Source organism: Streptosporangium sp. DT93, from assembly GCF_049844535.1.
GTDB lineage: Bacteria > Actinomycetota > Actinomycetes > Streptosporangiales > Streptosporangiaceae > Streptosporangium.
The window spans coordinates 179,190-194,932 of record NZ_JBNCLF010000009.1 but is presented as its reverse complement, the minus strand read 5'-3'; the positions used below and the strand labels follow the sequence as shown (position 1 = coordinate 194,932).

Genomic DNA, 15,743 nt, shown 5'->3' with positions numbered 1-15,743 from the left:
GCCCCGGCGTCCGGGACGGTACGCCGGAGACGGTCGCCCGTCAGCCGAGGGCCGGGGCCACCGATTCGGGCGCCGCGTCCGCCTGACGCACCCGCTCCTGGGCGTTGCCGTGCCATTCCACCATCAACACCGTGGCGTCGTCCTGGAGACGGTCGTCGTGGTAGTCCAGCACGCCGCGCACCAGGCGGCGCAGGGTCTCGGGCGCCGGCAGGCCGTCGGCGGTGTGGCGGATGACGAAGTCGACGAAACGGCTCAGGCCGAACTCCTGGCCTGCGGCGTTACGGGCCTCGGTGACGCCGTCGCTGTAGAACACCACCCGGTCCCCGGGCTCCAGTTGCGTGTGGCACGCGGTGACCGGCAGGCCCAGATCCAGGCCCAGCGGGTGAGCCGGCCGGCACTGCAGCATGGTGCTCCAGCGGCCACCGCGGATCACCACCGGCGGATGGTGCCCGCGGTTGACCCAGGACATCACCCCGGTGCGGGTGTTCAGATCGGCCAGGATCGCGGTGACGAACCGCGTGGCCTGGCCGAACTCGGTGATCAGGACCCGCTCGATGGCCTCGCTGGTCGTGATCAGGTCGGCGCCCTGGCGGCGGTTGTTGCGGCAGGCGGCCACCGCGAGGTTGGCGGTCAGCCCGGCCGACGCGTCGTGGCCCATCGCGTCGAAGATCCCCAGATGGACGATGTCGCCGGCCAGCGCGTAGTCGAAGGCGTCCCCGCCGACCTGGTAGGCCGGCTCCAGCGCCGCGGCGATGCTCACCCGGTGGTTGGCGAAGGTCATCGGCGGCATCAGCGTCCACTGCATCTCCGCGGCCACGTGCATCGGCCGGGTGCGCACCAGGCGGGCGTAGGAATCGCTGTAGGGGCGCTTGTCGACCAACAGCAGCGCCACCAGCGACGCCAGGTCGCGCATGTTGTCCTGCCCCTGGGCGTCGAGGCCGGCCTTGGCGCCGACCCCCAGCACCCCGAGGCGTTCGGTGCCGTTCAGCAGCGGCACCCACCACCGCCGGGCATCCTCGGCATCTTCGGCGCCCTCGGCGCCCTCGTCGACCTCGCCGCCCCCCTCGGTCCCGGCCAGGACCCGGATCTCCTGGAAGGCCCGTCCGGCCAGGGTGGCGTCGACGCCCAACTCGGCGATCTCCTTGCTCGCGCCCTCCCCGGCGCTCGGCCCCTCACCGGTCAGCAGGCGCAGCACGCTGTGCTGCAGATCCGCCAGATAGATCCGCACCTCGTCCAGGCCCGCGGACGCGGCGTGCTCGGCGACCAGGTCCGGCAACTGCTCCAGGGCCGCCAGGTGACCGGCCCGCAACAACCCCACCAGCATCCGCTCGGGACCCGGGGAGAAGGTCACCACCGCGCTACCGCCGACATGCGCTCATCCACCTTGACCGACCCTTCGTTCCTGTTGCCGTACGACAATTATCCGCTTTGCCGGAGGATCACCCTGGATCGGCCCACCACTGCGGCAGAGGTCTACGGCCTGCTCGCCTGCCCCGGATCGCCGCCCCGCGGACGCCCCTCACCCCTCGCCCCGGGGCCGGTCGGCGGGCGGCGGGGACGGCGGCGTCGCACCGGTCGCCCCGGGCGGGACCGGGTCGTCCTCCGCCTGCCGCAGGGCGTGTACCGCCTGCCGCAGGGTGGACGCGGTCTCGAAGTGATCGACCATGCGGGTCAGCTCGAAAAGCCGCCGGGGATGGCTCCGCGCGGCGAGGACCACGACCATGCGTCCCGCGCGCCCGCCGACCCGCTGCCGGATCTCCACCAGCAGGCCCACTCCCGCCGAGGCCATGAAGGTCAGATGTGTCAGATCCACGACCAGCAGGGGCCGGTGGCGGTCGGACAGCACCTCGTCCAGGGTGACGCGCACGCGGGAGGCGGTGAGGGCGTCCAGTTCGCCCACGAGGCGAAGGATCCGCAGTGACTTCAGCCGCCAGGTCCGCACCTCCAGCAGCGCGTCAGGACCATCGGCCGTCGGGTGCGGCGTCGGGGAGGGAGTGATCGGGTCGAGAGACACCAGGCATTAGACTTTCGCGGGCGCAGCAGACAAAGGCCACGTCTCTGGACCGGTCTTCATCATACTCTCTGCGGGCTCGAGTACCACCGTCGGCATGTAAAGGTGAGGGGGTCACCGTGGGCACTTCGCACGCGTCGGTCAGACGTCTCGTTCCCGGCGACCGTTGGGACGTAGACCCAGAAACCGCGGGCGAGCCGTGTCTTCGCCACAGATCCCCCCTCCCGACGCCACCTGGTCGGACGGACTGCTGTCACTGCTGGTCATGACCGAGACCTTCGAGGACTTCCTGCACGAGCTGACCACGGCCACCGTGGCCGCACTGCCCCCGGGCAGCATGTGCGGCCTCACCGTCGTGCGCGACGAGCGCGCCGTGACGATCGCCACCAGCGACACCCTGACGCTGACCGTCGACCAGATCCAGTACGGCACCGGCGAGGGCCCGTGCCTGGACACCCTGTCCAGCGGGCAGGTCAACCACATCGCCGACACCTCCGCCGAGCCGCGCTGGCGCTCGCTCTGCGCCGGGGCCCTCGCCCACGGCGTGCGCAGCTGCCTCGCGCTGCCGCTGATGGCCCCCGGCGGCCAGGTGGGCGGCTACAACCTCTACAACCCCCGGCCCGGCGTCTTCGAGGGCGTCCAGGCGCGGATGGGCCTGTACGCCGGCACCGCCGCCGGTGCCGTCGCGCTGGGCCTGCGCCTGGACGACCAGTCCAGGCTGAACGCCGACCTGCGCGCCACCCTCGCCTCACGCAGCGTCATCGACCAGGCGATCGGCATCGTGATGGCCCAGCAACGCTGCTCGTCCGGCGACGCCTTCGCGCTGCTCAGCCGCGCCTCCCAGAACCGCAACCTCAAGGTCCACGACCTGGCCACCGAGATCGTCGCCACCGTCGGCGGCCAGGCCCCCGGCCCCGGCGTCTTCCAGCCGCACGAATGACGACCGGATCGTGCCGGTCCGCGCCCAAGGACGACCCGGGCCGGGGCCGGTAGGCCGTCGTGTGGAGGGCGGCCCGCCGGATGCGGGGGAAATCGCCGGGGACCCGTTCCGCCGAGGGGAGCCGTAGCGCGAACCTTTGCCCCTCCTGGGGATCGAGCCGCAGGTCAGAGGGGATGACAAGCGTATCGTCGGTGCGCTTGGAGGATTCGATGGGCCGTCTTGGATTGGGCAGGGCCGGTGTGGTGGTCGTCGCGGCCGGGACAGTGCTGGCCGGGTGCTCATCGGGGCAGGACGAGGGGGACGCACGCAAGGCGCAGGTGGGGGCCTCGTCCAACGCGTCGGCCGCCGGGGCGACGCGGGCGGACGCCCTGAAGGCGAAGGCGCAGGCCGCCGCCAAGGTCAAGGCCAACGAGCTGGGCCAGGTGCCCGTGCTCATGTACCACCGGGTGGTCGACAAGCCCACCACCCAGGACGACCGTACCCCCGCGCAGTTCCGCGCCGAGCTGGAGCGGCTGGCCAGGGAGGACTACGTGCCGGTCACGGCGGCCGAGTTCGTCGCCGGGCGCATCGACATCCCGGCGGGGAAGCACCCCGTCGTCCTCACCTTCGACGACTCCTCGCCCACGCAGTTCGAGCTGGACGGGATGGGCGTCCCCATGCCGAACACCGCCGTGGCGATCCTGCAGGACGTGGCCAGGACCCACCCGGGATTCCGCCCGGTGGCGACGTTCTACGTCACGCGCGACATGTTCGGCAAGGCGACCCCCGAGGAGGGGGCGCAGATGCTCCTCTGGCTCACCCAGAAGGGCTTCGACGTGGGCAACCACACCCGCGACCACCTCAGCCTGGGCGGCAAGCCGAGGAAGCGGGTGCACGAGGAGGTGGCGGCGGGCCACCGGCTCATCACCGACCTGATCAAGACACCCCCGTCCACGCTGGCGCTGCCGTACGGCAACCAGCCCGACGGCAAGGAGTGGGGCCTGAAGGGGGCCTCCGGCGACGTCTCCTACGACTACGGCGGCGTCTTCCTGGCCGGGTACACGCCCGCGATGTCGCCGTTCAGCAAGAAGTTCGACCCGCTCGGCATCCCGCGCATCCGCTCGATGGACAAGAAGGGCGACTGCGCCAAGTTCTGCTCCACCGCCTGGCTCGACTGGCTGAAGACGAACGCCGACGAGCGCTACACCTCCGACGGCGACGCCCAGACGGTCGCCTTCCCCAAGTTCAAGGCGCCCTTCGTATCCAAGACCTTCACCGACCGGCTCCTGCCCTACTGACGTTCCCCGGGTCCCGCCGGCCCTGCCCGGGACCCGTCGGCACCTCTGCGGTCATCGCCCCGGGGCCGGTCGCGCGGCCGGTCCCGGGGCGGACGTCTCAGCCTCCGGAGAGTTCCTCCAGCGGGACGGCGACGGTGGCCCGCTCCCCGTCGGGGCGCAGGATCTCCACCTTCGCGTCCTCCCCGGGCCGCAGGGTGGCCAGGACGGAGGAGAGGTCCTGGGAGGCCGGGGTGGGCCTGCCGTCGATCGAGACGATCAGGTCCCCGGCCCTGAGCCCGGCCCGCTCGGCGCCGCTGTTCCTCAGCACCCGCACGACGCCGACCCCGGCGGGCTGCCCGTTCATGTCGATCACGGTCCGTACGACGGCGCCGAGCGTCGCCCGGCGGGTGTTGGTGACCCTGCCGTCCTTGATGATCTGGGCGGCGACGTCCTTGACGGTGTTGGACGGGATCGCGAACCCGATGCCGGGCGCCTGGGCGTTGTCGAGCTCGGGGTTGACGGCGGTCAGCGTCGGCACGCCGATCACCTCGCCCGACAGGTTGACCAGCGCGCCGCCGCTGTTGCCCGGGTTGATCGGGGCGGAGGTCTGGATGGCCCCGCTGATCGTGGCTCCGGGCCTGCCGTCGGTCGCGGGCTCGTTGACCGTACGGCCCAGCGCCGAGATGATCCCCTCGGTGACGCTGCCGGACAGGCCCAGCGGGTTGCCCATGGCCATCACGACCTGGCCGACGCGCAGCCGCGAGGAGTCGCCGAAGACGGCGGGCCTGAGCCCGGCAGGGTCGTCGACCTTGATCACGGCCAGGTCGCCCAGCTCGAAGCTGGCGACCAGCCTGGCCGCCCGCGAGGTGCCCCCGGTGGCCAGCGTGACCTCGAAACGGCGTGAGCTGCCGACCACGTGGGCGTTGGTGATGATGTGCCCGAGCGTGTCGTAGACGACCCCCGATCCCAGGTCGTCGCCGGTGGTGATCTGCACGATCGACGGCATCACCCGGGTGATGGTCCGCTCGTAGGCGTTCTCCAGGTTGCCCGGGTCGCTCCCGGGCGTGCCCGTCCCGGACGGGGCCGGTGCGGAGGAGCCGGGGGAGGCCCCCGGCGGTCCCGGGGGGGAGCCTCCGGTCGGGGTGCCGGGGGAGGCCGGTGCCGAGGGACCCGGGGAGGCGGCCATTCCGAGGGGCCGCCCACCCCCCTCGTGGCCGCAGCCCGCGAGCGCGACCGCGGTCGCCGTCAGTAGTGCGACACTTGCCTGTGATGCCCCCATACGGGGGTATATCCCCAGCTCAGCCGGGAAGATACTTCTCGCGGAGGGCGCTCCGGCTGAGCTTGCCCGTGGGGGTGCGGGGCAACAGGTCCCGGTACTCGATCACCCGGGGGTGCTTGAGGCGGGCCAGGCGCGGCGCGCAGTGGGCCAGCAGCTCGCCGGTGAGCCCATCGCCCGGCGCGACCCCCGGCGCGGGCTGGACCAGGGCGACGACGCGCTGCCCCCACTCGGGATCGGGGACGCCGATCACGGCCACGTCCGCCACCGAGGGATGCTCCTGGAGCACCGCCTCGACCTCGGCCGGGTAGATGTTGACCCCGCCGGAGATGATCAGATCGGTGCGCCGGTCGCAGAGGAACAGGTAGCCGTCCTCGTCCAGGTAGCCGATGTCGCCGGGCGTGTAGAGGCGGCCGAGCATCGCCGAGGCGGTCTTGGACGGGTCGCGGTGGTACTCGAAGCGGTTGATGCCGCCGATGTAGACCAGGCCGGGCTCGCCGGGCGGGAGCGCGGCGCCGTCGTCGCCGACGATCGTGAACTCCATGCCGTCGATCGCCCGGCCGACCGTGCCGGGCCGCTCCAGCCACTCGGCGGAGGAGACCATGGTGGCCACGGCCGCCTCGGTCGAGCCGTAGTACTCCCACAGCACCGGGCCGAGCCAGTCGATCATCGCCCGCTTGGTGGCGGGCGGGCAGGGCGCGGCGCCGTGGTAGAGGTGCGTCAGGGACGACAGGTCGTATTTCGACCTGGTCGACGCGGGCAGGGCCAGCAGCCGGTGGAACATGGTCGGCACCATGAACGCGTTGGTCACCCGGTGCCGCTCGATCAGCCCCAGGGTCTCCTCGGCGTCGAACCGCTCGGTCACCACGACGGTGTGGCCGAACTGCAGGGCCATCATCGCCTGCCCGTACGGGGCCGAGTGGTAGAGCTGCGACAGCAGCAGGTGGACCCCCTCGGAGGGCAGCCCGAAGTGCCGCCAGCTCTTGCGCATCAGGATCGGGTGCAGCTCCTCGGGGCTCAGCTCCAGCAGCCGCCGCCGCACCCCCTTGGGCTTGCCCGTGGTGCCGGAGGTGTAGAGCATCATCGACCCGGCCCGGCGCCCCTCGGGCGGGCCGGACGGCCGCCCCTCGGCGAGGGCGGAGGTCTCGACGAACCCGCCCGGCACCGTGTGGCCGTACCGCTCGGAGCTCACCACCGTCCGCGCCGCGCAGTCGGCGACGATGTAGCCGATCTCCTCGGCGGTGTAGTGCCAGTTGACCGGCACGTGGTAGGCGCCGATCTGGTACGTGGCCAGCATCATCGTGATCGCGTCGACGCCGTTGGGCAGGACCGTCACGACCGTGTCACCGGGCCGGGTGCCGCGCGCCAGAAGGCCGTGCGACACCCGGTCGGCCCTCTCGCGCAACTCGCCGTAGGTCAGGGTGACGTCCGCGACGACGGCGGTGCGTCCAGGGTCGGCGTTCGCGATCTCGTAGAAGCCCCTCATGGCGGCGACCTTACAGAACGACATTCTGTTGATGGAAGGGGAGACGCGGTCACCTGGGCTGATGCACAGCCCGTGGCCGAAGCGTAATAAACGACGATGTGCTGAATCTTTCGCCGGTGACATAACCTGGCGCGTATGGCGGACGTCGGCGGCAACTCCTCCGGGCGCTCTCACGAGCCGTATGTTCCCTCCTACGACGCGCCCACGGCGCCCATACCCGCCATCCCCGCAGAAGACGGTTCGATCATCAGTCCCCGGGTTCCCCGGAGGTTCCCCATCGGGGACGGCGAGGAGACCGCACTGGTCTCCAGGCCCAAGATCCCTGGATCGTTCCCTCCGTACTCCGACCGCCCCGACCGTCCTGGCTCCGACCGCTCCGACCGCTCCGACCGCTCTGACCGCCCTGGCTCTGACCGCCCTGGCTCTGACCGCTCCGGCCGTTCTGGCTCCGGCCGGCCGGGCGCGGCCTCCGGCGACCGCGACCGTGAGGGCGAGCCGGACGAGCACGCCGACCGGGTACGCGAGTCCGGCGGGCTGGGCACGATCCCGGTCAGGCAGGTGGGCGGCTCCGCCGGTCCCTGGCGCGCCGACCGTCCGGGCGCGGCCGACCCCGCCGACCTCGCCGACGCGCCCCCCTGGCCGGACGCGGGCCGGGGTGCCCGGCCGGGCGCGGAGTCCCGGCCGGACGCGAGGCCGCTCCCGGCGTCGGGGACCGCGACCGGATGGCCCGGCGCCGCGGAGCGCCCCGCGGTCTTCGGTGACCCCGGCGCGCGGAACGGCGCCGGTACGCCCGGTGGCGCCGGTGTGCCCGGAGCCCCGGGTGTGCCGGATGACACCGGGACGCGGCGGCCGGGCGGGGGCGCGCGGCACGGCGGCCTGCTGATGCGGATCGGCGACATCCCGATCCGGGTGGCCTACAGCCTGGGTGCCGCCGTCGTCACCGGCCTCGTCGTGGTCCTGATCTTCGTCCTGTTCTCCGGCGACGAGCCCTCCGACCCGGCGAGCGCCGGCCGGGGCGTGGCGCCCACGGTCAAGGCCTCGCCGACCGCGCCGCCGATCACGCTGCCCGCCCTGCCCGGCGCGACCGCCCTGACCGTGCTGCCCGGAAGGCCGAGCGCGGTGCTGGGCGCGGTGACCGACACCAGGTCCGCGCTGACCTACCCCAGCCTGGGCGCGCCGTGGGTGACCAAGGCGGTCGCCTCCTTCTCCGTCGGCCAGCAGGTGGGGGCGGCCCGGCTGCCGCGTACCGTGATCGCCTCCGGCCCGCTCCCGGGTGCCACGCCCGCCAAGGCGCTCAAGAGCGACGCCGACTACCGCAAGGCCGCGCTGGGCGCGGTGCGCTGGACGATCCGCAACCACCATCCCGCGGGGAGCAAGGTCGAGTGGACCGCCTCGCAGCGTCCGGCGGGCGGCAAGGGGTGGGTGCTCGGCTACCAGGTGACCTACCAGGTCAAGGGCAAGAAGCGCACCTCGCACGCGGCGCTCGCGGTGATCGACGTCGGACGCCGCAAGCCGTCGGTGCTGTTCGTGACCGTGCCGGACACGCGCAAGCGGCTCTGGGCGGACATCGCCCCCCTCGTGGCCGGCGTCCGCGCCCTCTGACGGTACGCCTCTTCCGGTGGGTCCGCCGTTCTCCGCCGGCGCGCTCTTCGGCTCGTGGCCCCTGTCCGCGTCCTCCTCCGGCACTCTCCTCGGCCGATCCCTTCGGGTGGGTCGGCCTTCTTCCGCCGGGCCACGGTCCGGTGCTTCACGGTCCGGTACCCCGGACCGTCCCCCCGTTGTCCGTCGCCCCGGTCCGGTACCCCGTGATCCGTCGCCCGGTGATCCATCACCCGGTGGTCCGCCATCCGAGACGGGCGCGTTGTGATGGAAGTACCTTCTAGAATATGGTTCTGTCATTGAATCGCGTCTGGAGGCTGTCATGGCGATCGGGTTGAGTGAGGAGCACGAGGCGCTCCGCGAGTCGGTGACCGGTTGGGCGGTACGCAACATCCCGTCCGAGGTCGTGCGCGCCGCCATCGCGGCGGAGGGGGAGGAGCGCCCCGGCTTCTGGTCCGGGCTGGCCGACCAGGGCCTGCTCGGCCTGCACATCCCCGAGGAGCACGGCGGCAGCGGCTACGGCCTGCTGGAGACCGCCGTCGCCGTGGAGGCCCTCGGTGAGCGGGCCGCCCCCGGCCCCTACGTCCCCACGGTGCTCGCCAGCGCCGCGATCCTCGCCTCCGACGGCAAGGCCCACGCGGAGCTGCTGCCCGGCCTCGCCGACGGAACGCTGACCGGCGCGGTCGCGCTGTCCGCCTCGATCACCGGCACCCGTGGCGAGGACGGCGCCCTGACGATCGGCGGATCCGCGGAGTTCGTCCTGGGCGGCGCCCTGGCCGGCGTCCTGGTGCTCCCGGTGAGCACCGACCGCGGCGAGGAGTGGGTCGCGGTGGACGCCTCCGCGGCGACCGTCACCCCGGTCAGGTCGCTGGACGTCACCCGCGGCGTGGCCAAGGTCGAGCTGGACGGGGTCGTCGTACCGGCGGGCCGGGTCCTGGACGGGCTGCAGGGCCCCGAGGTCCTCAACCTGGCCGCGATCCTGCTCGGCGCCGAGGCCGCGGGCGTGGCCTCGTGGTGCGTGACCGCCGCCGCCGAGTACGCCAAGGTCCGCGTGCAGTTCGGCCGTCCGATCGGGCAGTTCCAGGGCGTCAAGCACAAGGCCGCCCGGATGCTCGTCGCCCTGGAGCAGGCCCGCGCCACCGTGTGGGACGCCGCCCGCGCCGCCTCGGGGACGGGCTCCGGCGACCGGGTCACGGCCGACGAGCTGGCCTACGCCACCGCGATCGCGGGCGTGGTCGCGCCCGACGCGGCCGTGCACTGCGCCAAGGACGCCGTCCAGATCTTCGGTGGCATCGGCTACACCTACGAGCACGACGCCCACCTGTACTACCGCCGGGCGCTGACCCTGCGCGCGCTGCTCGGCTCCTCGGGCGAGTGGGCCGAGACGGTCGCCGAGCTGGCCCTGAACGGCGTGAGCCGGGAGCTGGAGGTCGAGCTGCCCGACGAGGCCGCCGAGCTCCGCGAGCGCATCCGCGCCGAGGTCGCCGAGTTCGCCGCGCTGGAGGGCGCTGAGCAGAAGCGGGCACTGGCCTCGGCCGGGTACGTCATGCCGCACCTGTCCGGGCCGTGGGGCCGCGACGCCAAGCCGCTGGAGCAGGTCCTCATCATCCAGGAGCTCAAGGCCGCCAAGGTCAAGCTGCCCCAGATGATCATCGGTGCCTGGGTGGTGCCGTCGCTCGCCACGTACGGCACGCCCGAGCAGCAGCAGCGTTTCCTGCCGCCCACGCTGAGCGGCGAGATGATCTGGTGCCAGCTCTTCTCCGAGCCCGGCGCGGGCTCCGACCTGGCGAACGTGCAGATGAAGGCCGAGAAGGTCGAGGGCGGCTGGCGGCTCAACGGCCAGAAGATCTGGACCTCGGTGGCGCACTTCGCCGAGTGGGGCATCTGCATCGCCCGTAACTCCTCCGAGGGCTCCAAGCACGAGGGCATCACCTACTTCCTGGTCGACATGAAGGGGGCCGGCGTCACGGTCAGGCCGCTGACCGAGATGACCGGCGAGAACCTGTTCAACGAGGTCTTCCTCGACGACGTGTTCGTCCCGGACGACCTGGTCGTGGGCGAGGTCGGGCAGGGCTGGAAGGTCGCCAGGAACACCCTGTCCAACGAGCGGGTCTCGCTCTCGGCGGGCTCCGGCGGCACCGGCGCGTCCGTCCCCGACCTGCTCGGGCTGGCCGGGCGGCTCGGCCGCGAGCTGACCGCCGCCGAGAGGCAGGAGGTGGCGCGGGTCGCCTGCGAGGGCCACTCGATCGCCGCGCTGGGCCTGCGGGTGACGCTCAAGCAGCTCACCGGCGTCGAGCCCGGGGCCGACGCCTCGGTCCGCAAGCTGCTGTCCACCTCGCACGCCCAGCACGTCTCGGAGACCGCGGTCTCGCTGCTCGGCTCCTCGGCCGTCATCGCCGCCGACATGAAACTCGGCGACGCCGGCTACTGGAACCGGGCCGTGCTGGCCACCCGGGCCATGACGATCTACGGCGGCACCACGGAGGTGCAGCTCAACATCATCGGCGAGCGCATGCTCGGCCTGCCCCGCGACCCGGAGCCCGGCAAGTAGCGGAAGGGCTTCACCGGCAGTCTCACCGGCGCGGTCTCACGGGAGTCCTCCGGGACTCCCGTGAGGCACGTCCCGCCGTCTCCGCGTGAGCCGGGGGCGGCAGGGGCGTTCGAGGAGAGCACCTGGCAGGGGCGTTCGGTTAGGCTTCGCGCATGTCGATGCGGTTCAGGCCAGGGGTGGCCGTCCGGAGCGCCGTCGCCGGCGCGGTCCCGCCGCGCTGGTTCGGCGCAGCGATCCGCCGGGTCTACCCCCGGCTGGACGCCGAGCTTGCCCGTGCCGGGGAGTTCGTCCCACGTGGCGGCACCGCCGTGGACGTGGGCGTCTGGTACGGGCCGTGGACGGCCACGCTGCGGCGCCTCGGCTCCGAGGTGGTCTCGATCGAGGCCAACCCCCGGCTGGCGGCCCTGCTCGCGAGCACCTTCCCCGACGTGCGGGTGATCGCGGCGGCGGCCTCGGACCGCTCCGGTACGGCACGGCTCTGGATTCCCGGGGGCGGGCGGGGCGCCGAGGCCACGGCCTCGCTGGTGCACGGGGAGGGCGTGCCGGTGGACGTCCCGGCCGTCACCGTCGACGAGCTAGACCTGAAGGACGTCCGGTTCATGAAGATCGACGTGGAGGGTCACGAGCTGGCCGCGCTGCTCGGGGCCGAGCGGACCGTCCGCCGCGACCGGCCAGTCCTGCTGATCGAGCTGGAGACCCGCCACCAGGACATCGGCCTGGTCGTGGACCGGCTCGCGGAGTGGGGCTACACCGGCTCCGTCCTGACCGGCGGCTCGTGGCGTCCGCTGGACGGCTTCGACCTGCCGGCCCACCAGGAGGAGGCGGTCGGCGAGGTGCGGCGGAGCTTCATCTCCCGCCTGCTCGTTCCCGGCCGGGAGTACGTGAACATGGTGCTCTTCCGTCCCTCCGCGCCGTAGTGCGCACTCCCGGAGCGGGGGAGGACGGTCCCGCCCCGGCGGCCCGGAGAGGGGACCGGCGACCGGCTCGGACCTGGACGCGGTGGTCCCGAGGCCGGGACAGACGCTGGTCCCAAGGCAGGGAAGGGCGCCGGTCCCGGGGCCGGGACGGGCGGTGGCTCCGAGGCCGGGACGAGCGCCGGTTCCGGGGATGGGGTGTTCACGCGCTGCCCGCGCTGGCGGGGCTGCTGCTGGGGGTGCTCGCGCTCTGGCCCGCGCTCGGTCCCGGCTTCGTCCTCCGCTACGACATGGTGTTCGTACAGGACCCGCCGATCCTCCCCGAGGGCGGCGGTTTCCCGCGTGCCGTGCCGAGCGACGCGGTGGTGGCCCTGCTCTCGTCGGTCCTGCCGGACCAGGTGGTGCAGAAGGCGATCCTGCTGGGCGTCTTCGTGCTCGCCGCGACGGGCGCGGCGGCCCTGGTCCCCGGACGGCTCGGACAGCACGGACGGCTCGGACAGCACGGAGAACGCGAGAACCGCCAGGAGCTCGGGGAGGACCGGGATCGCGGCGAGGATCGGGAGCGCGGGGCGCTCGTGGTCGTCCGGCTGGTCGCCGCCGTGTTCTACGCCTGGAACGTCTACCTCGCCCAGCGGCTGCTGCTGGGCCAGTGGGCCCTGCTGCTCGGGTACGCCGCCCTGCCGTGGGCGGTGCGCGCCGCCGCCGGGCGGCGGACCGGCCCGATGATCCTGGCGCTGGTGCCCGCCGCCGTCGGGGGCTTCCAGGCGATGCTGGTCTCGGTGATGACGGTCGTGCCGGTGGCGGGCCGCCGGGCGCCGCGGGTCCTGCTGATCGCCGCCGTGCTGAGCCTGCCGTGGCTGATCCCCGCGCTGGGCAGTGCCGCCGTCACCGATCCGGCCGGGGTACGGGCCTTCGCCCCCCGGGCGGACGGGCCGCTGGGGACCCTCGGCAGCCTGCTCACCCTGGGCGGGGTGTGGAACGCCGGTGCGGCCGTACCCGGGCAGGAGACCTGGTGGTCGGCGCTGGTCCGGCTCGCGGTGACCGTGACGGCGGTGGCGGGATACGCCCTGCTCGCCCTGGAACGGAGACGGCACGGGGAGCGGGGCCAGGGACGGCAAGAACGACCGGAACAGAGTCGGGACCAGGACCAGGACCAGGGCCGGGACCAGGACCGGGACCAGGGGCGGGGCCGGGGCCGGGGACGTGGGTGGGTGGGAGGCCTGGCGGTGGCGTCCGTGGCGGGGCTGGCGGTCGGGTGCGCCGGGGCCTTCCTGCCGGGGGCGGTGGAGGCGCTGGTCGGTCTCTGGCCCGGCTTCGGGCCGCTGCGCGACGGGCAGCTCTACCTCGCCCCCTTCGCGTTGCTCCAGGCGGTCGGCCTGGCTGCGGTGGCGGGGCGGCTGCCTTCGGCGATCCGGCCGGGCATGATCGTGGTCCCGCTGCTGGTGCTGCCGACCTTCGCCCTGGGGGCGTTCGGCAGGCTGGCCGCGGTCGACTACCCCTCCGACTGGGCGCGGGTGCGGGAGATCGTGGACGCCGACCCGGCGCCGGGGGCGCTGCTGACGCTGCCGTGGAGCGCCTACCGGGCGTTCGACTGGAACGGCGGGCGGGTGGTGCTGGACCCGGCGGTCAAGTCCTTCCACCGCCGGGTGGTGTGGAACGACGGCCTGACCGTCGGCCTGGGGGGCGGTCCACAAGACGGCCCGGGGGAGGGGAGCACGCTCGTCCTGGGGGCCGAGGACCCGCTGGCGCGCGAGGTCGGCCCGATCCTCGCCGGACCCGGTGTCCTGACCGGTCCGCTGAGCGAGCTGGGGATCGGCCACGTACTGATCCAGCGGCCGAACGAGAACATGTTCCGTTCCAGGCTGCCGGGCGCGCGGCTCGTCTTCGCAGGTCGGGAGCTCCTGCTCTACCGCCTCTGAGCTCCCGCTCCGCCGTCCCTGAGCTCCCGATATGCAAATATTTCGAGATTTACCCAACGGTAACTTTATTTATCACGTTTTGACCAATTTACTGGCTGGCGGCCTGTATCACGTTCTACTCTCGGCAGACTGCACGATCCACGCGTTGGAGGGAGAGCTCGGATGTTGCGAGTGTTGGCCGCTCTGGCGGTAGGGGCTGTGCTGGCGGTCGGAGCCTCGGTGGCGGTCGTGAACGTCGCGGCGCCGACCCCCGAGCCGCCCAACAGGCCGCTGTACAACTACGGCAACAGGTGACGGTCCGGGGCCGTCGACGTCGCCGACCGGTCCCGGCGCCCACCTGATCCTCCGGGTCCCCGCGCGAGAGGGCCGTCCCGGATCACCTCGACGAGACAGGGGCCGGCCTCGGCATGCGCCGGGGCGGCCCGGCGCCGTCGTCCCCCATGCCGTGCGGAGAACACTCGTGCCGCGCGGAGGACACGTGTGACGTGCGGAGACGCGTGCCGTACGGAGATAGGAGTGCTCGTGGCAGGACAGGGCGCCAGGGCGATCCCGCGCACCCCCGCGCCGCCCGCCGGCCTGGTGGCCGCGACCGGGTCGCGGCGGCTGTCCCTGCGCGGGGTGCGCGTCGCCGTCCTGAACTTCCGCGAGCCGTCGCAGTCCGTCGCCGGGGGCGCCGAGGAGTACGCCTGGCAGGTCAGCCGCTACCTCGCCGGCCAGGGCGCCGAGGTGACGTTCGTCACCTCCAGGGAGGACGGGCAGAGCGCGGCCGAGGAGCGCGACGGCATCGCGCTGCGGCGGATGGGCAACCCGTTCCTGGTCTACCTGCTGGTCCCGCTCTGGATGCTGCTGCGGCGCAGGCGCTTCGACGCGGTGATCGACTGCATGAACGGCATCCCCTTCTTCGCGCCCCTGGTGGTGAGCCGCAGGACCGTCGTCGTCTCGCTGGTGCACCACGTGCACGACCGCCAGTTCTACGCCTTCTTCCCGCGCTGGCTGGCCCGCATCGGCTGCTTCGTCGAGGGGCCGGTGGCCCGGCTGGTCTACCGGCGCCGCCCGACCGTCACGGTGTCGGAGTCCTCCCGCGCCGAGCTGCGCGAGCGGCTGGGCTGGATCGCGCCCATCCAGGTGATCCCGAACGGCAGCCCGGTGGCGCGCCCGGTGGCCGACCCGGGCGGGGTGGCCGGCGATCCCGCGGTGGTCTACCTGGGCAGGCTGGTCGGGCACAAGCGCGTCGAGCGGGTGGTGGACCTCGCCCGCGACCTCGCCGTCGCCTGGCCGGGCGCGCACGTGCACGTCGTCGGGCGCGGCCACGAGCAGGAGCGGCTCGCCGCCCACGCCGCCGGCCTGGGCGTGGGCGAGCGGGTCCACCTGCACGGCTTCCTGCCCGAGGGCGCCAAGAACGCGATCCTGGGGGCCGCGCGGCTCAACGTCACCGCCTCGGAGTTCGAGGGATGGGGGCTGACCGTGATCGAGGCCGCCGCGCTCGGCGTCCCCACGGTCGCCTACGACGTGGCCGGGCTGCGCGACTCGGTGCGCGACGGCGTCACCGGCTGGCTGGTCAGGGAGGGGGAGACGCTGGCCGACGTGGTGGACCGCGCCCTGGCCGAGCTGTCGGACCCGGTCCGGCGCGAGGAGATCCAGCAGGCGTGCCGGCTCTGGGCCGCCGAGTTCACCTGGGGAAGAACCGGCGATACGATGACCGGACTAATCACCACAGAATTATCTAAAAACGGTCGTCACCTTCATGCATCCGATCTCTGTCTCGCCTCGGGTGAGACCGACCCGCCGTAA

Annotated in this window: 12 protein-coding genes; 8 read left to right on the top strand and 4 right to left on the bottom strand. The window is 73.0% G+C overall.

Translation table 11 applies throughout. The features are described from left to right. Positions 1-40 precede the first annotated feature (40 nt). Together ACLQ2R_RS21020 and ACLQ2R_RS21015 are read right to left on the bottom strand one after the other, a co-directional pair. Complete coding sequence (locus ACLQ2R_RS21020; protein ID WP_425962001.1) at positions 41-1,351, bottom strand: PP2C family protein-serine/threonine phosphatase; 1,311 nt, start codon at positions 1,349-1,351, stop codon at positions 41-43. 168 nt (positions 1,352-1,519) lie between these two features. Further along, complete coding sequence (locus tag ACLQ2R_RS21015) at positions 1,520-2,014, bottom strand: STAS domain-containing protein (RefSeq protein WP_425961820.1); 495 nt, start codon at positions 2,012-2,014, stop codon at positions 1,520-1,522. 196 nt (positions 2,015-2,210) lie between these two features. Here ACLQ2R_RS21015 and ACLQ2R_RS21010 point away from each other — a divergent pair, with 196 nt between their 5' ends. Both ACLQ2R_RS21010 and ACLQ2R_RS21005 read left to right on the top strand, forming a co-directional pair. Beyond that, the gene (locus ACLQ2R_RS21010) at positions 2,211-2,951 is read left to right on the top strand and encodes a GAF and ANTAR domain-containing protein (RefSeq protein ID WP_425961819.1); all 741 of its coding nucleotides are present in this window, start codon (positions 2,211-2,213) and stop codon (positions 2,949-2,951) included. A 209-nt stretch (positions 2,952-3,160) separates the two neighbouring features. Further along, positions 3,161-4,228: a polysaccharide deacetylase family protein gene (locus tag ACLQ2R_RS21005; RefSeq protein ID WP_425961817.1), complete on the top strand. Its 1,068-nt coding sequence runs from the start codon at positions 3,161-3,163 to the stop codon at positions 4,226-4,228. Between the two features lie 97 nt (positions 4,229-4,325). Here ACLQ2R_RS21005 and ACLQ2R_RS21000 read toward each other — a convergent pair whose 3' ends face one another. Then, positions 4,326-5,393, bottom strand: coding sequence for a S1C family serine protease (locus ACLQ2R_RS21000; RefSeq protein ID WP_425961815.1), 1,068 nt, complete (start codon positions 5,391-5,393; stop codon positions 4,326-4,328). A gap of 112 nt (positions 5,394-5,505) precedes the next feature. Beyond that, the gene (locus ACLQ2R_RS20995) at positions 5,506-6,969 is read right to left on the bottom strand and encodes an AMP-binding protein (protein ID WP_425961813.1); all 1,464 of its coding nucleotides are present in this window, start codon (positions 6,967-6,969) and stop codon (positions 5,506-5,508) included. A 135-nt stretch (positions 6,970-7,104) separates the two neighbouring features. Between ACLQ2R_RS20995 and ACLQ2R_RS20990 the strand changes: the two genes are divergently transcribed. The 6 genes from ACLQ2R_RS20990 to ACLQ2R_RS20965 all read left to right on the top strand — a co-directional run bounded on the left by ACLQ2R_RS20990 (position 7,105) and on the right by ACLQ2R_RS20965 (position 15,743). After that, entirely contained in the window at positions 7,105-8,571 is a 1,467-nt protein-coding gene (locus ACLQ2R_RS20990; protein WP_425961812.1) for a hypothetical protein, read from the top strand. A 319-nt stretch (positions 8,572-8,890) separates the two neighbouring features. Continuing rightward, complete coding sequence (locus ACLQ2R_RS20985) at positions 8,891-11,119, top strand: acyl-CoA dehydrogenase (RefSeq protein ID WP_425961810.1); 2,229 nt, start codon at positions 8,891-8,893, stop codon at positions 11,117-11,119. A gap of 152 nt (positions 11,120-11,271) precedes the next feature. Beyond that, complete coding sequence (locus tag ACLQ2R_RS20980) at positions 11,272-12,036, top strand: FkbM family methyltransferase (RefSeq protein ID WP_425961809.1); 765 nt, start codon at positions 11,272-11,274, stop codon at positions 12,034-12,036. Between the two features lie 236 nt (positions 12,037-12,272). Further along, the gene (locus tag ACLQ2R_RS20975) at positions 12,273-13,952 is read left to right on the top strand and encodes a hypothetical protein (RefSeq protein ID WP_425961807.1); all 1,680 of its coding nucleotides are present in this window, start codon (positions 12,273-12,275) and stop codon (positions 13,950-13,952) included. A gap of 162 nt (positions 13,953-14,114) precedes the next feature. Then, a complete protein-coding gene (locus ACLQ2R_RS20970) occupies positions 14,115-14,246 on the top strand; it encodes a hypothetical protein (RefSeq protein ID WP_362804353.1) in 132 nt (43 codons plus the stop codon). Positions 14,247-14,474: 228 nt separating this feature from the next. Next, positions 14,475-15,743, top strand: a complete 1,269-nt coding sequence (locus tag ACLQ2R_RS20965) for a glycosyltransferase family 4 protein (RefSeq protein ID WP_425961805.1) — start codon at positions 14,475-14,477, stop codon at positions 15,741-15,743.